The organism is Streptomyces sp. NPDC001848 (genome assembly GCF_042891915.1).
Classification (GTDB): domain Bacteria; phylum Actinomycetota; class Actinomycetes; order Streptomycetales; family Streptomycetaceae; genus Streptomyces.
This window is the reverse complement of record NZ_JBIATP010000030.1, coordinates 1-17439: the sequence shown is the minus strand read 5'-3', so window position 1 is coordinate 17439 and position 17439 is coordinate 1. Positions and strand designations below refer to the sequence as shown.

The 17439-nt window shown below is 70.1% G+C and carries 31 protein-coding genes and 1 tRNA gene; 18 read left to right on the top strand and 14 right to left on the bottom strand.

Annotated features, from left to right (window positions below; translation table 11 throughout):
* Nucleotides 1–342: 342 nt before the first annotated feature.
* Nucleotides 343–564, top strand: coding sequence for a hypothetical protein (locus ACFYZJ_RS37835; protein WP_388576517.1), 222 nt, complete (start codon nucleotides 343–345; stop codon nucleotides 562–564).
* A gap of 415 nt (nucleotides 565–979) precedes the next feature.
* Here ACFYZJ_RS37835 and ACFYZJ_RS37830 read toward each other — a convergent pair.
* Nucleotides 980–1052: transfer RNA gene (locus ACFYZJ_RS37830), tRNA-Arg, on the bottom strand.
* A gap of 431 nt (nucleotides 1053–1483) precedes the next feature.
* Nucleotides 1484–1702: a hypothetical protein gene (locus ACFYZJ_RS37825; RefSeq protein ID WP_388576515.1), complete on the bottom strand. Its 219-nt coding sequence runs from the start codon at nucleotides 1700–1702 to the stop codon at nucleotides 1484–1486.
* A 211-nt stretch (nucleotides 1703–1913) separates the two neighbouring features.
* On the opposite strand from ACFYZJ_RS37825, the gene ACFYZJ_RS37820 reads away from it, so the two are divergent.
* The 14 genes from ACFYZJ_RS37820 (at nucleotide 1914) to ACFYZJ_RS37755 (ending at nucleotide 8855) form a co-directional block, all read left to right on the top strand.
* Nucleotides 1914–2399: a hypothetical protein gene (locus tag ACFYZJ_RS37820; RefSeq protein ID WP_388576513.1), complete on the top strand. Its 486-nt coding sequence runs from the start codon at nucleotides 1914–1916 to the stop codon at nucleotides 2397–2399.
* A gap of 15 nt (nucleotides 2400–2414) precedes the next feature.
* Nucleotides 2415–2903, top strand: coding sequence for a hypothetical protein (locus ACFYZJ_RS37815; protein WP_388576510.1), 489 nt, complete (start codon nucleotides 2415–2417; stop codon nucleotides 2901–2903).
* Nucleotides 2903–3058 (top strand): hypothetical protein, encoded by a 156-nt coding sequence (locus ACFYZJ_RS37810; protein WP_388576509.1) that lies wholly within the window; start codon nucleotides 2903–2905, stop codon nucleotides 3056–3058. Before ACFYZJ_RS37815 ends, ACFYZJ_RS37810 begins: the two co-directional genes overlap by 1 nt.
* A complete protein-coding gene (locus ACFYZJ_RS37805) occupies nucleotides 3055–3228 on the top strand; it encodes a hypothetical protein (RefSeq protein WP_388576506.1) in 174 nt (57 codons plus the stop codon). The genes ACFYZJ_RS37810 and ACFYZJ_RS37805 overlap by 4 nt, the downstream gene beginning before the upstream one ends.
* Nucleotides 3228–3755, top strand: a complete 528-nt coding sequence (locus tag ACFYZJ_RS37800; protein ID WP_388576503.1) for a hypothetical protein — start codon at nucleotides 3228–3230, stop codon at nucleotides 3753–3755. Before ACFYZJ_RS37805 ends, ACFYZJ_RS37800 begins: the two co-directional genes overlap by 1 nt.
* Nucleotides 3752–4123: a DUF6907 domain-containing protein gene (locus ACFYZJ_RS37795; RefSeq protein WP_388576500.1), complete on the top strand. Its 372-nt coding sequence runs from the start codon at nucleotides 3752–3754 to the stop codon at nucleotides 4121–4123. Before ACFYZJ_RS37800 ends, ACFYZJ_RS37795 begins: the two co-directional genes overlap by 4 nt.
* Nucleotides 4120–4320: a hypothetical protein gene (locus ACFYZJ_RS37790; protein ID WP_388576497.1), complete on the top strand. Its 201-nt coding sequence runs from the start codon at nucleotides 4120–4122 to the stop codon at nucleotides 4318–4320. The genes ACFYZJ_RS37795 and ACFYZJ_RS37790 overlap by 4 nt, the downstream gene beginning before the upstream one ends.
* Nucleotides 4317–5462 (top strand): hypothetical protein, encoded by a 1146-nt coding sequence (locus ACFYZJ_RS37785; RefSeq protein WP_388576494.1) that lies wholly within the window; start codon nucleotides 4317–4319, stop codon nucleotides 5460–5462. Before ACFYZJ_RS37790 ends, ACFYZJ_RS37785 begins: the two co-directional genes overlap by 4 nt.
* Nucleotides 5462–5635, top strand: coding sequence for a hypothetical protein (locus ACFYZJ_RS37780; RefSeq protein ID WP_388576491.1), 174 nt, complete (start codon nucleotides 5462–5464; stop codon nucleotides 5633–5635). The genes ACFYZJ_RS37785 and ACFYZJ_RS37780 overlap by 1 nt, the downstream gene beginning before the upstream one ends.
* A complete protein-coding gene (locus tag ACFYZJ_RS37775) occupies nucleotides 5632–5937 on the top strand; it encodes a hypothetical protein (RefSeq protein WP_388576489.1) in 306 nt (101 codons plus the stop codon). Before ACFYZJ_RS37780 ends, ACFYZJ_RS37775 begins: the two co-directional genes overlap by 4 nt.
* A 2-nt stretch (nucleotides 5938–5939) precedes the next feature.
* Nucleotides 5940–6104, top strand: a complete 165-nt coding sequence (locus ACFYZJ_RS37770) for a hypothetical protein (RefSeq protein ID WP_388576486.1) — start codon at nucleotides 5940–5942, stop codon at nucleotides 6102–6104.
* Nucleotide 6105: 1 nt separating this feature from the next.
* Nucleotides 6106–6285: a DUF6257 family protein gene (locus ACFYZJ_RS37765; protein ID WP_388576484.1), complete on the top strand. Its 180-nt coding sequence runs from the start codon at nucleotides 6106–6108 to the stop codon at nucleotides 6283–6285.
* Between the two features lie 86 nt (nucleotides 6286–6371).
* Nucleotides 6372–8480 (top strand): cell division protein FtsK, encoded by a 2109-nt coding sequence (locus ACFYZJ_RS37760; RefSeq protein WP_388576482.1) that lies wholly within the window; start codon nucleotides 6372–6374, stop codon nucleotides 8478–8480.
* Nucleotides 8481–8630: 150 nt separating this feature from the next.
* Nucleotides 8631–8855 carry a hypothetical protein gene (locus ACFYZJ_RS37755; RefSeq protein ID WP_388576480.1) on the top strand — a complete coding sequence of 75 codons (225 nt, stop codon included), beginning with the start codon at nucleotides 8631–8633 and terminating at the stop codon, nucleotides 8853–8855.
* A 58-nt stretch (nucleotides 8856–8913) separates the two neighbouring features.
* Here the strand turns inward: ACFYZJ_RS37755 and cyaB are convergent, their stop codons facing one another.
* Both cyaB and ACFYZJ_RS37745 read right to left on the bottom strand, forming a co-directional pair.
* Nucleotides 8914–9468 (bottom strand): class IV adenylate cyclase, encoded by a 555-nt coding sequence (gene cyaB, locus ACFYZJ_RS37750; protein ID WP_388576477.1) that lies wholly within the window; start codon nucleotides 9466–9468, stop codon nucleotides 8914–8916.
* A gap of 14 nt (nucleotides 9469–9482) precedes the next feature.
* Nucleotides 9483–10241 carry a helix-turn-helix domain-containing protein gene (locus tag ACFYZJ_RS37745; protein WP_388576474.1) on the bottom strand — a complete coding sequence of 253 codons (759 nt, stop codon included), beginning with the start codon at nucleotides 10239–10241 and terminating at the stop codon, nucleotides 9483–9485.
* 479 nt (nucleotides 10242–10720) lie between these two features.
* Between ACFYZJ_RS37745 and ACFYZJ_RS37740 the strand changes: the two genes are divergently transcribed.
* The 3 genes from ACFYZJ_RS37740 (at nucleotide 10721) to ACFYZJ_RS37730 (ending at nucleotide 12229) form a co-directional block, all read left to right on the top strand.
* Nucleotides 10721–10921, top strand: coding sequence for a hypothetical protein (locus tag ACFYZJ_RS37740; protein ID WP_388576471.1), 201 nt, complete (start codon nucleotides 10721–10723; stop codon nucleotides 10919–10921).
* 220 nt (nucleotides 10922–11141) lie between these two features.
* On the top strand, nucleotides 11142–11369 hold the full coding sequence (locus ACFYZJ_RS37735; protein WP_388576469.1) for a LexA family protein: 228 nt from the start codon (nucleotides 11142–11144) through the stop codon (nucleotides 11367–11369).
* A 212-nt stretch (nucleotides 11370–11581) separates the two neighbouring features.
* Nucleotides 11582–12229, top strand: coding sequence for a hypothetical protein (locus ACFYZJ_RS37730; RefSeq protein ID WP_388576467.1), 648 nt, complete (start codon nucleotides 11582–11584; stop codon nucleotides 12227–12229).
* A gap of 59 nt (nucleotides 12230–12288) precedes the next feature.
* Here ACFYZJ_RS37730 and ACFYZJ_RS37725 read toward each other — a convergent pair whose 3' ends face one another.
* The 10 genes from ACFYZJ_RS37725 to ACFYZJ_RS37680 form a co-directional block, all read right to left on the bottom strand.
* Nucleotides 12289–12858 (bottom strand): DUF4236 domain-containing protein, encoded by a 570-nt coding sequence (locus ACFYZJ_RS37725; protein WP_388576465.1) that lies wholly within the window; start codon nucleotides 12856–12858, stop codon nucleotides 12289–12291.
* A 108-nt stretch (nucleotides 12859–12966) separates the two neighbouring features.
* Nucleotides 12967–13275 carry a hypothetical protein gene (locus ACFYZJ_RS37720; RefSeq protein ID WP_388576462.1) on the bottom strand — a complete coding sequence of 103 codons (309 nt, stop codon included), beginning with the start codon at nucleotides 13273–13275 and terminating at the stop codon, nucleotides 12967–12969.
* Between the two features lie 287 nt (nucleotides 13276–13562).
* Nucleotides 13563–14282, bottom strand: coding sequence for a hypothetical protein (locus tag ACFYZJ_RS37715; protein ID WP_388576459.1), 720 nt, complete (start codon nucleotides 14280–14282; stop codon nucleotides 13563–13565).
* A 180-nt stretch (nucleotides 14283–14462) separates the two neighbouring features.
* Entirely contained in the window at nucleotides 14463–14762 is a 300-nt protein-coding gene (locus ACFYZJ_RS37710; RefSeq protein WP_388576457.1) for a hypothetical protein, read from the bottom strand.
* A 181-nt stretch (nucleotides 14763–14943) separates the two neighbouring features.
* On the bottom strand, nucleotides 14944–15522 hold the full coding sequence (locus tag ACFYZJ_RS37705; protein WP_388576455.1) for a hypothetical protein: 579 nt from the start codon (nucleotides 15520–15522) through the stop codon (nucleotides 14944–14946).
* Nucleotides 15476–16006 (bottom strand): hypothetical protein, encoded by a 531-nt coding sequence (locus tag ACFYZJ_RS37700; protein WP_388576453.1) that lies wholly within the window; start codon nucleotides 16004–16006, stop codon nucleotides 15476–15478. The genes ACFYZJ_RS37705 and ACFYZJ_RS37700 overlap by 47 nt, the downstream gene beginning before the upstream one ends.
* Complete coding sequence (locus ACFYZJ_RS37695) at nucleotides 16003–16209, bottom strand: hypothetical protein (protein ID WP_388576451.1); 207 nt, start codon at nucleotides 16207–16209, stop codon at nucleotides 16003–16005. Before ACFYZJ_RS37695 ends, ACFYZJ_RS37700 begins: the two co-directional genes overlap by 4 nt.
* Nucleotides 16210–16330: 121 nt before the next feature.
* Nucleotides 16331–16726, bottom strand: a complete 396-nt coding sequence (locus ACFYZJ_RS37690; RefSeq protein WP_388576448.1) for a hypothetical protein — start codon at nucleotides 16724–16726, stop codon at nucleotides 16331–16333.
* A 62-nt stretch (nucleotides 16727–16788) separates the two neighbouring features.
* Nucleotides 16789–16944, bottom strand: coding sequence for a hypothetical protein (locus tag ACFYZJ_RS37685; RefSeq protein ID WP_388576446.1), 156 nt, complete (start codon nucleotides 16942–16944; stop codon nucleotides 16789–16791).
* Nucleotides 16941–17165 carry a hypothetical protein gene (locus ACFYZJ_RS37680; RefSeq protein ID WP_388576445.1) on the bottom strand — a complete coding sequence of 75 codons (225 nt, stop codon included), beginning with the start codon at nucleotides 17163–17165 and terminating at the stop codon, nucleotides 16941–16943. Before ACFYZJ_RS37680 ends, ACFYZJ_RS37685 begins: the two co-directional genes overlap by 4 nt.
* Nucleotides 17166–17439 lie beyond the last annotated feature (274 nt).

The following is a 17439-nucleotide window of genomic DNA, read 5'->3' as shown; positions in this document are numbered from 1 at the left end:
CGACGAGGCTGACATCGATTGGGATGCAGAACTCGCAGCCCTGTTCGGGGATGAGTCCGAGCCTGCGAACCCGGCTCTGCAGCCGACAACCTCCGGAATGAACGATGTCAGTTCGTCGAGGTCGGTCAGCGCGGGGCACGCGAGCCCCTCACGCGAGTGTGCCCTCAGGCTCGCGGTGGGATTGCTACCAGCACATGAGCGTGAAGAGTGGCTGGAAGAGCAGCGCGGCTACCTAGCCGATCTCTCTGGGTGGAGGGCACGTTGGGCGTGGGTCTTGGCACAGCTCGTTGCCATGCCGCGCTACGCGTACACAGTGCGCACCGCTCGGGAGAAGGGGTCGGCATGACATCTTTACCGTCTCCCCCTGACCCACCCGAGCCAGGCGCAGAACCGCTGCTCTCGCAGCGCGCAGCATTGATCTTCTTGGCGTCCGCCTTCATCGGAGTCGTCGTCGGCGTGCTCACCTTCTTCAGCGCTGGAAACGTCGCCGGCGCCCTACTGAGCGGCCTGACCGGAGCTGGTGCAAGCACCCTCGGCCTGGACAAACTGATCGGTCGCCGCTGAACCTCTCGCAGGCCACGCCGAGGCCAAAGCGGCTGTGGCGCTTGCTCCTTTCCGACCTCACGGTGAAGCATGGCGGCGCTTCGCGATCCACCTCCACCGCGAGGTCGCCACGCACGCCGGACTCGCGTCAACGCGCGTTTTTCCGCGATCACGCCCGGATCTCCTCGCGAAGGTGGCCAACCGACACTCGTCCTCTTTGCGGCTGGGTCCTGGTGCGCCGCGCTCAGCAGACCGGCGACCGGAAGGCGGCAGGTGATCCCTGGCAGGACACCGGCGGCCTAGCTTCACACGGTCGTCGTCGTGAAGATGAGGCGGAATCGGACACCGACGGCTGAGACCCGGTTCCGACCGCGCTGATGTCACCGGCTGACACCAGAAGCCCTCTGGGATGATCCCAGAGGGCTTCTGACCTGTGCGCACTCGGCAGGATTCGAACCTGCAACCTTCTGATCCGTAGTCAGATGCTCTATCCGTTAAGCTACGAGTGCTTGTTCTGTTTTTGCCCCCGCTCCCGGCTCTTCCGACCCGCTCGCGGCGACAGGAAGAACATTACATGACTGCCGCCGCCATGTGAAATCCGTTTGCCGCACCCCTTGTGACCTGCGGAAACGCCCTGCCGGGCGGATCGGAGGGGCGGCTCCGGAGGGGGGAGGAAGCGGCTCCTGGCGCCTCGCCCAGGAACGACGAAGCCCCGGTCACGGGGACCGGGGCTTCGGTGATCGAGCGCGGAGGCGGAGGGATTTGAACCCTCGATGGGCTTTAAGGCCCAAACCGCATTAGCAGTGTGTTGCCTCCCGTCCGGTAAGGGCGGGGGGCAACCCCTCAGGAAGCGATCACGCAGCTCAGCGGCGGTATGGCACCTATGGCCATCGGATCTTGTCCGAACCCCTCCCGGCCTCTTGGTGCCATCGCTGTGCCATCAGGACGTGCCAGCTTCGCCGGCCTCCGCGCCCCCTGCCAGCACGATTCGGCGGACCTGTTGGCGGGTGTATCCCGTCGCCTCGCAGATGTCCTTCTGCGTGACGCCGTCGGCGTCCGCCTGCCTGATCGCCGCCGCCAGCTCCTGCCGCAGGATCTCGGCCCGCGTCTCCGCATCCCTGAAGCGCTGGGCCATCTGCGTCAGTGATCGCTTATCCATGACACATAGTGTTCCATCCGTCGTCATGGAACATGATGTTACGCAGATGAGCTACATTGTCCAGCGTCAGACGGCTTGACGATGGAACACGGTGTTCCCTAGAGTGGAGTTGTCGGCAGGGAACCCGGCCGACAACGCAAGCGGCCCCCGGCGGTGTTGGAGCACCGACCGAGGGCCTGACGGAATCGCCTGAACCACCAGGAGACCCGCTGTGCTTCAGCTTCTCATGTCCCCCCGTGCTTCCCGCACGCTCCGCGGTCTGGCCGGCGTCGTCGCCGACGCGGTCCGCTCGGTCGTCGCCCCCGCCTCCCTCATGGCGGACGAGACCGAGCCCGCCGTCGAGATCGCCCCGGACCCCGCCGGCCTGTACGAGCCCGACGAGATGCCCGCCGTCGAGACGATCGAGGCCGCCGCCGCCGAGTACGAGCGCGCCGCCGACCAGGCCCGCCGCGCCGACCGTGGCAAGCGCGCCGCGAAGAAGGTCCTCGACCGCCTGCCCGCCGGCATCTACGGCACGTGGCGGATCTTCCGCACCCCGTCCTCGCGCCAGACCCCCGACCTCGCCGCCATCACCGCGATCTTCAAGGCCCACGGCCTGGGCCCCGTCCCGATGAAGCCGTGCGCGCCCTCCCTGAAGGTCGAGCGCGTCCCCGACGAGTCCACCGTTCCCGCCGACCTCGCCGCCCTCGCGGTCTGAAGGGGAGTGCATGCCATGACCAACAAGACGCCCCTTCCCGCGATCCCGCTGCAGCCGACGGCCGCCGACAAGTCGGAGCCGGCCGCTCCCGTCGAGCGCTCTCTGAGCCTGGTCCTCGAGGCCGAGGTCATGATGGACGACGACAACGGGATGCTGTCTCTGGTCGCGAGCACCGACCACCACCTGAGCGACTTCGGCGAGGTCGCCCCGGCCCGTCTGCGCCGGATGGTCGCCGAGGCTCGCGCCAAGCTCGACGAGTTCGAGCGGCTCGCGAACGAGTACGAGGCCATCGACACCCTGCGCGCGATCGTCGCCGAGCATCACCTCCACGTCGAGGAGTGGGACCTGGCGAACCAAGACCCGCAGTTCCGCAGCAAGTTCGTGGCGTTCGCCGCGCTCACCGAGGACGGGCAGCGGGTCGTCGTCGTCCCGAAGGGCCAGGACCCGGTGAAGCGTCTCGCTGCGGTCGCCGAGCTGGTGCGGGAAATGGACGGTGAGGTCTGATGCCGCGCCGTAACCGCAACGTCGACACGATCCGCTACCAGCCCGCGCCCAATCTCGTCCGCGCGCTGCAGAGCTGGGCCGACGAGCCGCGGCGCGTCCCGGTCAAGCCGTCCGTGAAGCGCCGCCTCTTCCGCGCCTACGGCGGTGCCGCGTGACGACCGCGACCCGACCCCGGATGCCCGTCGAGTTCTCCGACGACTTCGCCCGCGCCCTGCACCGTGAGACGGCCTGGTCCGTGCCGGACGATCAGCGGACGACGTGCCCGATCCATCTGGACTGGCGGTCGAAGTGCGTCGACCTCCACGTGCGGAAGGCGGGCCGGTGATGGCCTACGACCCGCTGTTCGGTCCGGAGGAAACGACCCCGGAGCCGGCGTCACTCGAGGGCGAACTGCGGCTCATGCGCAAGGTTCTCGCCGAGACGGCCTCGCTCAACATCCACAGCCACAACGACATGCTGCAGGCCGCGGTGGCACTCGACCGCCGGGTGCGCGGCCTGCTGGCTGCCCTCGGCGCCGAGCCGGACGTAACTTCCTCCACCGCTGGAGCAAGTGAGCGCTGCCCGGCCGCGCACCCCGAGGACCCGACGCCGTGCGACGGGCCGCCCGTCGTGACCGTCCTGGACGCCCACAACGCAGGGGCCAACGGCTGCGAGCACCACGGCGCGCGGCTGCTGGCCTCGCTGGAGGGCGGCCGGGTGTACGCCCTGCCGGACGCCCCGGAGGGCGCCGCGATCCGCGTCTTCAAGGCCGCCGGCGGCATCCGCCCGTTCTGCTGGTACGAGGACGCCCCGCGGACGGCGCCGAACATGCTCAGCCTCGCGGAGACCCGCCGCGGCGGTGAGGGCCGATGACCCGCACGCTCGTCATCGACACCGTCGACCACGGCCCGGTCGAGATCCCCGAGCCCCGGTGGTGCACGGGGCACGGCTGGCAGCCGAACCCGTACCTGGCCGACGTCACCCACTACAGCGTGCCCGTGAAGGCCACGGCCGCGACGGAGCGGCACGGCCTGGTCGAGGTGATGGTCGCCCGGATCTCGCACGCCCCCTACGGCGTCGAGGAGCCCGAGCCGTACCCGGTGGTGTCCGTCGCGCTGGACGTCCACCACGACTTCCCGGCCGAGGACATCGACCAGGTGGCCCGCGGTCTGCGGGTTGCGGCGATGCGGCTGGAGGCCGTGGCCGCCGAGGCGCTCCGCCTGCGGGGTGGGATCTCGTGACCGCCAAGTGGCCGGTGCGCCGGCCGACCGAGCACGCCGCGATCCGTGCGGCGTGCCGGTCGGCCCGGCCCCTTCCCCCTGTTCCCGCCTTGATGGCCGCCCTGGTCGAAGCCGTCGACCGCCGCGACCGAGAAGGCACCTGCCTGGCCGCGCACCGCGTGGTGCGCGCCGCCGCCCCGGAGGTGGGCGAACGATGACCAACGACATGCCCGCCGAGCCCCGTGCTCGGCTTACCCGAGGCCAGGCCCTGATCCTGGCCGCCGCCACGCTGCCGATGATCGGCGCGGGCGTGGCCGGCGCCGTCGGCACGTACAGCAACATCACGTCCGTCTTCCATCGGTCGGCGACCGCGCTGGGTGTCGTCGCCGCTGGCGAGGGCGCGACCCTCGTCCTGGCCCTCGTCCTCGTCGGCCTCACGATGCTCGGGCAGGCCGCCCCGGCGCCCGTTCGCCTCGGGCTGTGGCTGCTGCCGGCGTCCGCGTCCATCACGGGGGCGATCGTCGCCCCGCACCCGACGGACGCCGTCATCTTCGCCGTCACCCCCTTGGCGATGACCGTGAGCGCCGAGGGCCTCGGTTTGCTGGCCCGCCGCATCGTCGTGCACCGCACGGGCGTCGACATGGAGGCGCAGCGCCGCAACGCGGAGACGGTGCAGCGGCTCGCCTACCACCGGGCCCGTGCGGCGAACCACCCGAGTAAGGGCGCCCGTTGGCGCTCGGAGCGGGCATCGTGGCGACTCGCGAAGCGGGTCGGCGTCGGTGACGGGGAGCTCGGCACGCAGCTGGTGCAGGTGCAGCGGGAGCGGCTGACCGAGGGCGCCGATGCCGCCCTGGCGGACATGTTCGGCGTGCCCGCCGCCCCGGAGCTGCCCGCGGCCGACGGTGTCACGCAGAGTAGTGCGACTCTCGCAGATCTGCGAGAGGCGAGCGAGTCGGTAGAGCCGGATCCGGCACCTGAGATGACCGCTGAGGTGACGGTCGAGCGGGCCGACGCCGCCGAGCCCGATGCCCGGTTTCCCGTACCGGCCGGAGCGCTCGAGGTGGTCATGCCGCCGGTCGCTGAGCTGCCTCCCGTGCCGTTCCTGTGGGAGGCCGTGGAGGGGGCCGAGGGGACCGCCAAGGTGACCACTGCCGTTGGGGCCGAGATGCCCCGTCAGGTGGTGACCGAGACGATCACTGTCACGCCTGCTGAGCTGCGCCGTCAGGCGCGCAGGCTCAACCGGGAAGCGCTGCGCTCGACGTCCCGCCCGGTGACCATCAAAGCCCTGCAGGACGAACTCGGCTTGTCGCGCCGTGAGGCGACCGACCTGCGCCGCGAGATCGTCGGGGGTGAGCGGTAATGCGCTGGCTCATCCTCGGCGCCCTGCTCGGGCTCCTGCTGGTGTTCCCGTCCCTGCTGACGCTGGCTGCTGCGGCCGTGGCCGCGCTGCTGTCCAAGCCCGTCCCGGTGGCGTTCGGCCTCGGCCTGGCGGCTGGTATCCGGGCGCGTCGCCTGCGGAGGTGGGCGCGATGAGTGACGCCATCGAGAGGGCCGCCCGGGATGCGGTCGAGGCCGCCGACAACTCGGAGATGGTGCGGAGCATCGCCGCGATCCTCGCCGCGCAGCAGCTCCTCAACCAGCAGCAGCCCGCGCCGGCCCCGGCCGCCCGGCCAGAGTTCGACGCCAGGAAGTGGCTGGTGATCGGCGGGGTCGTCGTCTCCGTCGGCCTGGTCGCCTCGCTGTTCGCCGTCGCTATCGCCATCGGCGCGTGCTGCGCCACCGCCTGTTTGCTCATCCTCCGCTCCCTGTGGGCGGACTTCCAGAAGGGGAAGTGACCATGACCGGAGCACACCGCATCTCCGTCCAGCCCTGCCGGAACGGCCGCAAGTACCAGTACGTGTGCAGCTGCGGCGCCCGCGGCTGGGAGACCGAGTCCTACGGCAGGGCCCAGCAGATGGGCGCCCAGCACGCCGCCACCGCCAGTGGGAAGGGGCGCGGCTGACATGGCCGACGACATCACGTTCTCCGACTTCACCCTCGGCGAGAAGGCTCGTATCGCGGGCCTGATCGCCCGTGCCGCGAAGCGGGGCGCTGCCGGACCGAACGTCGACATCAGCGACCTGAAGCGGCGTATCGAGCGGATCGAGAACACGGCCCGCCGCCGCAAGAACGGCACGCAGTAGCCACGCCCCGGGGCGGCCGTCACGCCGGCAAGCAGGTCGGCCGCCCCGGGCCTCCCAACCCTCATCAGAGAGAAGGAACCACCAGCATGACGGACACCGTCCCCGAGCGCGTCAACGGGCACGCCGAGCCCAAGGTGCCGCTCATCAAGTTCGGGCCCGAACCGGTCGCTGAGCAGGCCGAACACGGCTCGCCCGTACCCGTCGACAACCCGAAGCTGCCCGCGCCCGGGGTCGTCGAGGAGAAGCGGAAGCCGATCCTGCCCGCCTGGCTGCGCGACCGAACCGAGTTCACCACGGCCGCGAAGCACGCGGGCGCCCGCCTCGGGTACGCCTCGCTGTACCACGGGGTACGCCTGCCCTGGTACGGCCTGCAGCTCGCCGCCATGTCCCCGCGCGGCACCTGCCGCTTCGTCGCCTCGACGAACCGGTGGGTGTGGGACCGGGAGGCCGCCCCGCTGCGCGACTACGCGGTGCGCACCGAGGACGTCGACGAATACCTGCAGCTCGCCCGCCTGCGGGGCAACCGGGTGCGTCTGCGCGGCCTGGTCACGGTCGTCGCCTGCGTGTTCGGGATCGGCTTCGCCATCTGGCTGTACGTCATGGCCCCCGCGTTCCTGTGGGTGTTCGCGGCCGGCGGCGTGCTGACCCTCGGCTACTTCGGCCAGCAGCCCGACGCCCCCGTCATCGGCCCCGCGGTGATGCGCACCGAGCTGCAGAAGCTCACGGGCACGATCGTGCTGCGCGGCCTGGAGTCCATCGGCAACCCGAAGATCTCGGCCGCCATCAAAAAGGGCGGCGACATGGACGGGATGCGCTTCACCAGCGAAATCGTCCGCGACGGGCCCGGCTACCGCGCCGACCTCGACCTGCCCTATGGCGTCACCCCGGACGACATCATGGAGAAGCGGGAGGCCCTCGCCTCCGGCCTGCGCCGCAAGGTCGGCTGCGTGTGGCCGTCCGGCGACCCCGACGAGCACGAGGGCCGCCTGGTCCTGTGGGTCGGCGACAAGCCGATGAACGAGACCACCAAGCCCGCCTGGCCGCTGCTCAAGGACGGGCAGGTCGACCTGTTCAAGCCCGTCATCTTCGGCAACGACCAGCGGATGCGGTGGGTCGAGGTCACGCTCATGTTCGCCGCGATCGTCATCGGCTCCGTCCCCCGCATGGGCAAGACGTTCCTGCTCCGCCTGCTGCTGCTGATCTGCGCACTCGACCCGCGGGCCTGGCTCCTGGCGTTCGACCTGAAGGGAACCGGCGACCTCGGCGCCCTCGAGCCCGTCTGCCACCGCTACCGGGCAGGCGAGGAAGACGAGGACATCGAGTACATCCTGCACGCCCTGCGCGAGATCAAAGAGGAGCTGCGGCGCCGGGCGAAGGTCATCAAGTCCCTGCCGCGGTCCCGCTGCCCCGAGTCGAAGGTGACCCCGGCCCTGGCCAGCGACAAGAGCCTCGGCCTGCACCCGATCGCCATCGGCATCGACGAGTGCCAAGTCGTCTTCGAGCACGAGAAGCACGGCGCGGAGATCGAGTCCATCTGCACGGACATCACCAAGCGCGGCCCGGCCCTGGGCATCATCGGCCTGTTCGCCACGCAGCGGCCCGACGCGAAGTCCCTGCCGCCGGGCATCTCCGCCAACGCGGTGCTGCGGTTCTGCCTCAAGGTGATGAACCACCAGGCCAATGACATGGTCCTCGGGACCGGCATGTACAAGTCCGGGATCCGCGCCACCATGTTCAGCCGCCGCGATCTGGGCATCTGCTGGATGGCCGGCGAGGGCGACGACCCGCGCATCGTCGCCTCGGCGTTCGTCGACGCTCCCAAGGCCGAGCTGGTCGTCGCGCGGGCGCGGAAGATGCGCGAGGAGTACGGCAACATCACCGGCCACGCGATGGGCGAGGGCCCGGCCGCCACGGTCGGCATGGACGTCCTCGCCGACGTGCTCAGCGTCATGGGTGCCGACGAGAAGGCCGTGTGGTGCGAGCGGATCGCCGACCGCCTCGCCGAGCTGCGCCCGGACGTGTACGGCGAGTGGAAGGGCGAGAACGTCACCGCGGCCGTGAAGCCGTGGGGCATCCGCACCGAGCAGGTGTGGGGCGCCGACGACGACGGCGAGGGCAAGAACCGGCGCGGCATCAAGCGCGCCGATGTGGTCGCCGCCGTCACCCGCCGTGAGGCCGACAGGCTCGCCGCCTGAGCCCCCAACCGCTGCTAGACCTAGCACCCCGCCCTGCTAGGTCTAGCAGCCTCGCTAGCACCGAATCCGGCCCCTGAGCAGGCACCTAGCGTCTAGCAGGGGCACCGCTGAAAACCCGGGAAACGCCCGGAATCGAGGGGGAGACACCTGATGTTGCTCACTAGCGCCGCGCTGATCCTCTGGGTTGGCGGCTACGCAGTGTTGTGTGCTGTGAAGCCGTTCGCGCCGTGCCAGAAGTGCCGCGGCCTCGGCCAGATAGTCCGCTTCGGCAAGCCCGGGCTGTGCCCGCGCTGCCATGGCAAGCTGCTCCGCCTCCGGGTCGGCCGGCGTCTCCACAACTACTGGCGCCGCACCCACCAGGCCGGCACCCGCTGAGCTCGACAACGGCCCCCGCCTCGGTCCTCGAGGACGGGGGCCTTTGTCGTTTGCGGGGTCAGCGGCGCTGCGCGGCGACCGCGTCCGTGTACAGCTCCCTCGTCAGATCCTCGGGCCCGATCCCGAGGTCGGCGAGAACGGCACGGATGTCGTCGAGCGCCGCAGGCACCTGCTCCTCGTCCACGAGCGTCTCGACCTCGAGGAACGTCCCATCGATCTCAGGGACGCGCACGAGAGTGGCGAGCATCTGCCGACCCCGGGCCTCGAACGCGTAGTTCCGGCACCGCTTCTCAAACGCGATGACCGGCACGTAGCCGAGGCCCTGCAGGATGGCGTGCACCGCCTGGGAGTCCTCGACGCGGGTCTCATGCTCGGGCTTCGACCCCGACGCCTCGTCGACCGCCGCGGCCTTGAACGTGAGCACGGTCCGCAGGCCGTCCGCGCCGTGCACCGTCCGCACCCGCAGCTCCTGGTCGGCCTTCTCCAGCGGGCCGTCCTGCCGGTCGTAGTACGTGTCCTTGTAGACCTCGACGCGCGCCGCGGCCAGCTGGTCGAGCTGCCGCATGACCGCCTCGGGCGCATGCACGCGGGCCTTCAACTCCGCCTCGATCACCAGCGTCTCCCCTCTCACACCGTGCGCTGCGCGCCGTCGATGACCGCCTCGAACATCCTGCGAAAGCCCCGGAACAGGGGGCCGTGTGGTGTCTCCATGACCTTGTACGTCGCCGACTCGTGCCCTTCCCACCCCGAGTCGAAGGCGCCGACGAACATGGTGGAGTCCGTGCGGATGAGCCGCCAAGTGGGCAGCATCCGGTACCGCCACACGCTGATATCGCACGAGTCGGCCAGCTCCCGCAGCCGCGCCTCGGCCAGCCGCACGCCGGAAGCGAGGGACTCGGCAGACTCGCCGATCTCGGCCGCACGCTGGGCCAGAGCGTCGCTGTCGGGGTCGAGGAGCGCCACCCGGATACGCAGCCCCTTGCCGCCCTCGTCGCGCAGCAGGCAGGCGCGCAGCAGGCTGTCGTTCAGCCCGATCAGGCCGAGCCCGCGAACAGCGAGCACGTCCAACTGCTCTGCCTCGCGGGCCTGCTGCTGGATCTCCTCGGCTGCGGAGCTCTGCGCCGCGTAGACGCGCACCACTTCGGGGAACGCGGCGAGGTCGAACGCTGCGCCGCCGGATCGCTTCTCCCTGCTGGCAGCCAGGCCGAGCAGGTGCCGGGCGTCGTCGGGCATGTGGAGCCCGTCGGCGATCCGCTCGTACACATCGAGCCTCGAGACTTCGCGGCGCCCGTGGATGATCTCGTTGACGCGGGCCTGCGTCATGCCGACTGCTGTGGCGATGCGGGCCTGGCTCGCGCCGGCGTACTGCTGCACGTACCGGAACACGGCGCCCACATCCCGGGCGCGGAGAGCCTGTCTGACCTCGGCACGTTCCCACGCCCAATCAGGTAGCTCGATCGGCTCCAGAGCGGTCCCCACAGTGCGGCTCCCGGTATCCACGGCGGGATCGGCAAGTATCCCACCGTGAGATTACCAGTAGGGGATCGAACCAACACCGTCTGTCACAAGACCCTGAGCCAGATCATGAAACCCCGGCGACCGCGCGAACGGCCCCGGGGTGTGGCCGACTGGTTAGGAGTCGACATGCCGCACCGTACCGCCCCGCCGCCCACTGCGGCAGACCAACGTCCAACGGAACTCGAAGCGCTGGCCCGTGCCGCTAAAGCGCTCTCCGCGAAGCCGTCCTACGCGGCCTATGCGGCGCTCATCAGGCACTATGACGGCTGCCCGCCCTGCGCGTACAACACGGACCCCTGTGCGGACGGTACGCAGCTGCGCCGAGCGTGGGTGGCGGTGCGCTGGTCATGAGCCACAACACGATGAGCGGGCCCGTCCACGTGCTCCCGCCGGCCGAATGGCCCACCCCGCACCCCGGATGTGCCGTGTGCAAGGCGCTCGCCGATCAGCGTCACCAGGCGCAGACGGCCGCGGATTACTCGAAGGTCTCGGACTGCAACGTCGAGATCCGCGAGCACAAGGACCAGCACCCGCGGCGGCGTCGGTGACCTGAAGCCCCGCCCGCCCCTATCCCCCGTTAGGGACGGACGGCCAGAGAGCCCCGACCGGTAGCCGATGCCGGTCGGGGCTTTCCTCCCCCACGTGTGCCATACGCGTGCCAACATCCACAGAAAAGCGCAGGTGAGAGGCAGCGAACCGCATCACCTATGCGGTTACACCCCCTGGGGCACCTTGCCTCAGAATTCGAACGCATGCTCTAGTCGGAGCATGGCCAGGCACCGTGTAGACCACCTCACCGAGTGGCAAGAGCGCATCGTGACGTTCATCCGGGAGCGGATCGCCGAGCACGGTGAGGCGCCGACGGTGGTCGAGATCGGCGAGCACGTAGGGCTGCGCAGCCGATCCGCCGTGCACTACCAGCTGCGGCAGTGCGAGGAGAAGGGCGCCATCGTCGTCGAGCCCCGCCGGCCCCGCGGCATCCGACTCGCACGCTGAGGGCAACCGTGGGGCTCCCCACCATGGTTGTGTCCGTCTCGGTCACGCCTGCGTGGGCCTCAGCACCCTGGAGGGTGTTCGCCGCCGTGGACGCCCCTGGTGGCGACCAGTACGCCCCCGAAGGGCGGCCGCCGGTGTCCACGTCGGGCAGGAGGGCGGCGAGATTCACGAATCGACCCACATCGCCCACGAGTTGGCGGCAGGATCACGCCGTGATCCACTTTCTGACCATCGCAGGCCCAACAATCCTCGGCTCGTTCCTCACCTGGTCCGTGACGACAGCCACGAAGAAGCGCGCGGACGCGAAAGCGGACCGGGCCACGGTACGGGTGCAGGCCGACGCCCTGATCGTCGCGGTCTTCGAGATACGTGCGATGGCCCGGACCACCAAGGTTTTGTGGGGCGGCTGGAAGGAGAACGGCCTGTCGCTGCTGCTGGCGTTCGCCGCGGGCTGGGGCGGTTTCGCCCGTACTGCCGCGGTCACCTCCCAGGACGACCGCGGGCGACAGCTGGCCGGTGCCGCCGGCCTCGGGGCGGCTGCCGACATGGTCAGCCGTGACCGTCGCGAGACGAAACGGTTGAACGGTGCGCTGATGCCAGCTATGACCCGGGTCATGACCGCCGCTGCTCCACTACTGCGGCATCCCGACCCGCAGGTTGCGGCTGCCACAGAGAAGCTGTTGGCAGCAGTCACCGAGATCGAGGCCACGGAAGCTCTCGATGCCGCCCTGAGCGAGTTCGGGCGCGCGGTCGTGCCAGTGACGACAGCGCCTCCGTCCCGTTGGCGGCGGCTGAGGCCCGGACGCGTTCGGAACGCAATTGGCAGCGCCCACGGAGCGGCACCGACTCCTAGCGCCTGAGACGGAGGCGCCGGGGCCCATCCGGAGCCCCGGCAAGTCCCGAGCGCCCTCTCGGCGGCTTAACGCTGCTCGAGCAACTCCGTCAAGCGGCGCCAGGTACGGCGGTGGCCAGGCCTGAACGTGTTGAACATGATTACGCGCCGATTTGAGTCCGGGGTGTATCCGTGCTCATCACCCGGGACGACGAACCACAGGTAGGCGTGTGTCGCCAGTGACGGCGCCCCGGACCGCACTTCGACGATGTCGTGGGTCTGTATGACGACGCGGCTGATCAGGCGTCTGATCTCTACCCGGTCCGGGTAGAGCGTGAGTCGGCGGAAGGCGAAGCCCTTGAATCTGGCAGGTTCGCCAGCCCATGCGTAATGCTCACTGAGAACGCTGTATCGGCCTCCATTTGGAGGCGCCTGCCGGACGGCGGTACGGCCGGTCGCCTGGCGGGTGGCGGGACGGCGGTTCGTCGCCGTGTAGCGCATGCCTGTACCTGGTGCCGAGAGGGTCGTTTGCACGCGGCCGTCAGCCCGTTTGGTGACGCGCGCCCCCTTCACGCCCGCGCTGTAGCTGATGCCGGACTTGGACGCCGTCACACGGATCGGGCCGGCCTTGAACGATTTGCGGTAGCTGAACCCCACGGGCTCCTCCTTAGACGCGGTGTCGGGATTGTGGCACCCGGCCTTCACGCTGTTCCTACCGGGCGCTGACATTTCCTTCATCGCTCAGAAGCGCCCGATATAGCGCGGTCACGGGCTCGGGGTGGACGTCCAAGCCGGGGCCATCAGGCCGACCACCTTGGTGGAAGGCTTGTGACGGCAGTCGCTGTCGAGGATGGAAAGGAGGAAGGAGGCATCCATCCTGTTCGCGATCATGTTGCCGTCGACGGTCGTCGGCTTGCCGCTAGGGGCGAACTCGGACGACAGGGTGATGGGCGCGTGCGTCTGCGGCGTATGTATCTGCATCTCGTGCTCGATGAAGGTCGCACGCGCGTCTTCACTGACGTGGAGATAGTCCGCGCACGTGGAGTCCTCATTCAGTCCGGCGGCGCTCGGCACGGCTCTCGAGGATGCCGATGCGTGGCCGGCAGGCGGCGGGGGCGCGGATCGGCCGCTCGAGCAGGAGGCGATGGTGAGGCAGGCAGCGAGCAGGGCGGCAGCAGAGACGGCAGAGCGCACGATTCCCCCCAGAAGCAGCGCGAATTGGTGGAGCCACTGTGACAGCTGTACGGGATGAAAGCGCCACCCTTGCCGGAATGCGAAGAAGCCGGGCCCTATCCGAGAGCCCGGCAAGTCCCGAATAGCCGACGACGGGACGGGCACACGGTACGCCTGGCCCGCGTGAGCTATTTGCCTGCGGCGACCTTGTCGACGTCGGCCTCGGCGACCTGGAAGTCGTGAGGGAACTTGCTGGCGTCGGCCTGAACCTTCTGCCGGGCCGCCGCGTCGTCGGGTCCGCCGACGTCGAGCCCGTCGTTGGCGAGCTGGGCGATGTCCGCGGAGAGTGTGCCGTTGTCATCGCGCCAGTCGGAGATCGACGCGGGTTCATCGTCGGCGGTGAAGTAGCCGTCGGCCTGCGTGAAGGCGTCCATGCCGGGCTTCACGTCGGTGGCGGCTTTCTGCTGCCAGGCGTGGAACGCAGGGAAGCTGTTGTCGGTGCCGCGGTTGAGAGTGACGGTCACACCGTGGTTGAACTCCTCCTGGTAGTAGGCATCGTTCGCCCGGAGGATCGCGGCGGCTTTCTTCCGGGCCTCGGCGGGCGGCAGCTTCTGTGCCGGCGCGGAGGAAGCACCGGGTTTCGCAGGTGCTGCGGCCTTCGCCGAGGTGGCGGTCGTGGGGGCTTTGGACGCCGTGGTGCTGGCCTTTGCGGGGCCCGGGCTGGTGGTGCTGCTCGCGTTGCTGGTCTTGCTGTGGCCGTTGTCGAGTGCTGCGCCGATGGCGCCGAGCACGAAGAACAGGCCGACGATGCCGAGGCAGCCGAACCCGACGATCTTTCCGGCGCTGTGCTTTCTCGGCGGCTGCTGTGGTGTGGCCCATCCGGGCTGGTGCGGGTTCTGCTGGCTCACGGTTCGCCCCCCAAGGCGGTGCAGTAGCTGTGTGCGGACACTGTGACATGTGTGTGTACGGAGCATGGACTTCCGTTGCCAGACCGTGATGGCGGTTTATGGCATCTATCTGGCGGGGCGGCTGCACACGGCTGTGCCCGGCCGCCTCGAGTGGTGACGGCCGGGCGCGGAACTGTCCGATCAGATCCCGTCCCGCAGGTACTGGTCGAGCGTCACCGGCGGACGGGGCACCCACGCGTGGGCGCTGTTGTCGCCGATGTCGCCCGGCCACAGCGCGGCCGTGACCCGGGCCTGCAGCTCCTGCGGGCCCAGCTGCCACAGCTTCGGCTCGCCGTCGCCCTCCGGGGACGGCAGCGCCCCGTCCGGGGCGTCGACCCTGTTGGTCGGCTTCTTGGCCTCGGTCAGCTGGTTGGGGGGCCGGTGCAGCTCCTGGACCAGGCGGCGGCGCTGCTCGGCGAACTGCTCATCGGACATGGACATGGAGTGCTCCTCGATCACGAGTAGCCGACGGGGGGAGGTGGGGCGCACCCGCGCAGGTCGCCGCTTCGTGAGTTCGGGCGGCCTTGGATTCCCGTTCCTGCATGGAAGCCGCGCCCAGGGCGCAGCCACCACCGAAAGCGCAGGTCGGGTGACTTTTACGCGGGTGCGCAAGTAAATGGGGTTACAGGTCGCGGCCGTGCAGGATCGCCACGAGAACCTGGCTCCGGTCGATGCGGGCAGACGCCCAGGCCGGTGTGATCACAGTCGCCGGGGGCGTCCCACCCATCAGCTCTGCCTGCGCATGCATGGCGGCCCTGCGAGCGTTCCCGCCCGCCTGCTCTGCCTGCTTCGCCGCCTGCAGGGACGCGCGGACGGCCTCGAGCCCGGCGAGCGCCTCGGCCATGTGCCGGTTCGCCCGCTCCTCGGCTTCCCGCTCGGCCGCCGCCGCCTCGTTGTAGGCCCGCTGTGCGGCCTCCTCGCGGGCCTGGCGCTGCGCCGCTGCCTGCTCCTGCTGGCGCTGCGCGTCGAGGGCCGCCAGGGCGTCCGCCAGGGCCCGCACGCTCGCATCGGCGAGCGCCATGTGCGGGCGCAGCGCCTCGACCCGCTGCTTCGCCGTCTCGGCCGCCGGATAGTCGCCGCGCTCGACGGCGGCAGCGAGGGCGGTCTCCGCCTTGCTGAGGTCGCCGCGGACCTTCTCGGCCTCCGTGCGGGCCTCAGCAAGCCTGCCGTTCAGGTCCGGTGCCGTCATCGTTGCTGCCATGGGGTGTCTCCTGCCGGGCGCGGGCGGTGTACGCGATCACGTCCGCCCGCTGCAGGAGCCAGGTGTTCCGGTCGGCCTGACGGGCACGGATCGTGCCCCGGACGGCCAGCCGTCGCCACCATTCCGCCGTGAAACCGGCGAGGTCTGCGGCCTCGGTCGTCGTGATCTCTTCCGTCTTCGACACTGACGGCAGTTGGGCAGTCCCAAGAACCACAGACGCCACAGGAGTTGGGGCAGCCCAAGCGGCACGCGCCTGGTGCTGCTGCAACTGCCACTGCGCTGCTGCCGCCCGTGACGCCTTCAGCACCCCAGCCACGGGACGGGACAGTCGGCCGGCGCGCCGAGCCGGGGGCAGCAGCGTGAGGTACTCCTCGAGGGCGCTGGCCAGCTCGGCACACAAGGCGCCCGGAATCGCGACGCCGTCGTGCAGCAGGACCGGAGCCGGCCTCTCGTCGCGCGGTATGCCCGCGCCCGGCCCGGTCACGGCTCGTCCTGCTGGGCGAGAGCGAGCTCCTGCGGCAGGGCGGCGCGGCCCATCAGGCCGTACACGGTGCGCGCGAAGACGTCGATCACCTCGAGCGGGCCGGTGCCGTCGAGGAGCTCCACGATGGGCGGGCTGTCGTCCTCGAGGCCCATGGCGGTCAGGACGGCGACCGCGGCCTGCTCGGCGGTCGAGCGGTGGGACATGGCAGTTCCTAAGGGTGTTCATGGGGTTGGCGTTCGGAAGGTTCAGTCCATGGGGTTGCGGCGCCCGCGGCGGGGCTTCTGGCGGGCCGTGAGGACGTCGCGGAGCGCCTCGAGCACCAGTTCAGCCACGGCCGTTCCGCATCCGCGTAAACGCGTCGGACCGCAGCAGCCCGGACGCCTCGACGTCGTCCATCCGCCACCCGATATTGAGCTGTCGGCGCGCGAACTCGGCGCCGACCTGAGTGGCGCACACGATCTCCAGCAGGCGGGCGGCGCGCAGTTGGTCGGCGAGCGGAGAGCCCTGCCCCGGTGCGCCGACCCACCGGCCGACGTACAGCACCAGGTGCCCATCGCCGGGGGTGGTGACGGTGCCGGGCGGGGGCTGCTCGGCACCGCTGCGGTCAACGGTCAGGATGATCCGCGGGCGGCCTCGGCGCGGGATCTTCACGGGCTGCGGCTCGCGGGCAGCAGCGCGCCGGGCGATGGCGACCAGCTGGGTGGCAAGTCTCTGGTTCACGAGGCTCCTTTGTGGGTATCGCGCACGCGCGCGAGGACGCGGCGACTCTTCTGGGGCGGCATTCAGGGGCTTTCCGTGCTGCTGGCAGCGGCCTGGGCGGGGTGCTCCTGGCGGGCGTAGCGGCGGCAGCGGATCTCGACGGCGAGGTTGACGGCGGCCAGGGCGGCGAGGGCGAGCCAGACGCCGAGGGATGCGAGCGCCAGGTCGTGGGGGCTCACTCGGCATCCCCTTTCGGGGAGTCGTTCGTGTCCGGCAGTAGCAGGGCTCGGGCTGCCTCGTTGGCGTGCTCGGCCTGGCGGCGGAGCTTCGCGGCGTGCCGGCGGGCGAGGCCGGCTTTACGGGCTGCGGCGAGCTCCTCGCGCTCGAGGAGCTTGCGTTCGTTCTCTGCGGCGACGCGGGCGAGCCGCGCGGCTATCTGGTCTTCGACGTGAGAGGTCACAGCAGCCACCTCAGCTTCTCGATCTCGCTCCGCGTGAAGACAAGCGGCGGCGTGGAGCAGTAAGGGGGCGCCGGCCGCGTAGAGCAGCCGCTCAGATCCACCTCGACTACGGCGCCGCTGTGCTCGAAGCCGATGACGCGGCCCGGCGCGATACCGAGGGCGCCTCCGCAGGAGCACCACTGTTTGTAAGCACCTCATTGGGCTCCACTGCACGGCTCAGAAGTGGCGCCACGCCGTACGAAGTTGATCTGGCCCCACCTGGTGGCCGGTGAGC

Bases quoted from the DNA above. Each gene is read 5' to 3' on its own strand.
- ACFYZJ_RS37835 (WP_388576517.1), top strand. From the start codon at position 343: ATGACATCTTTACCGTCTCCCCCTGACCCACCCGAGCCAGGCGCAGAA.
- ACFYZJ_RS37825 (WP_388576515.1), bottom strand. From the start codon at position 1,702: ATGGATAAGCGATCACTGACGCAGATGGCCCAGCGCTTCAGGGATGCG.
- ACFYZJ_RS37815 (WP_388576510.1), top strand. From the start codon at position 2,415: ATGACCAACAAGACGCCCCTTCCCGCGATCCCGCTGCAGCCGACGGCC.
- ACFYZJ_RS37810 (WP_388576509.1), top strand. From the start codon at position 2,903: ATGCCGCGCCGTAACCGCAACGTCGACACGATCCGCTACCAGCCCGCG.
- ACFYZJ_RS37800 (WP_388576503.1), top strand. From the start codon at position 3,228: ATGGCCTACGACCCGCTGTTCGGTCCGGAGGAAACGACCCCGGAGCCG.
- ACFYZJ_RS37795 (WP_388576500.1), top strand. From the start codon at position 3,752: ATGACCCGCACGCTCGTCATCGACACCGTCGACCACGGCCCGGTCGAG.
- ACFYZJ_RS37785 (WP_388576494.1), top strand. From the start codon at position 4,317: ATGACCAACGACATGCCCGCCGAGCCCCGTGCTCGGCTTACCCGAGGC.
- ACFYZJ_RS37780 (WP_388576491.1), top strand. From the start codon at position 5,462: ATGCGCTGGCTCATCCTCGGCGCCCTGCTCGGGCTCCTGCTGGTGTTC.
- ACFYZJ_RS37775 (WP_388576489.1), top strand. From the start codon at position 5,632: ATGAGTGACGCCATCGAGAGGGCCGCCCGGGATGCGGTCGAGGCCGCC.
- ACFYZJ_RS37770 (WP_388576486.1), top strand. From the start codon at position 5,940: ATGACCGGAGCACACCGCATCTCCGTCCAGCCCTGCCGGAACGGCCGC.
- ACFYZJ_RS37765 (WP_388576484.1), top strand. From the start codon at position 6,106: ATGGCCGACGACATCACGTTCTCCGACTTCACCCTCGGCGAGAAGGCT.
- ACFYZJ_RS37760 (WP_388576482.1), top strand. From the start codon at position 6,372: ATGACGGACACCGTCCCCGAGCGCGTCAACGGGCACGCCGAGCCCAAG.
- ACFYZJ_RS37755 (WP_388576480.1), top strand. From the start codon at position 8,631: ATGTTGCTCACTAGCGCCGCGCTGATCCTCTGGGTTGGCGGCTACGCA.
- ACFYZJ_RS37740 (WP_388576471.1), top strand. From the start codon at position 10,721: ATGAGCCACAACACGATGAGCGGGCCCGTCCACGTGCTCCCGCCGGCC.
- ACFYZJ_RS37735 (WP_388576469.1), top strand. From the start codon at position 11,142: ATGGCCAGGCACCGTGTAGACCACCTCACCGAGTGGCAAGAGCGCATC.
- ACFYZJ_RS37710 (WP_388576457.1), bottom strand. From the start codon at position 14,762: ATGTCCATGTCCGATGAGCAGTTCGCCGAGCAGCGCCGCCGCCTGGTC.
- ACFYZJ_RS37705 (WP_388576455.1), bottom strand. From the start codon at position 15,522: ATGGCAGCAACGATGACGGCACCGGACCTGAACGGCAGGCTTGCTGAG.
- ACFYZJ_RS37695 (WP_388576451.1), bottom strand. From the start codon at position 16,209: ATGTCCCACCGCTCGACCGCCGAGCAGGCCGCGGTCGCCGTCCTGACC.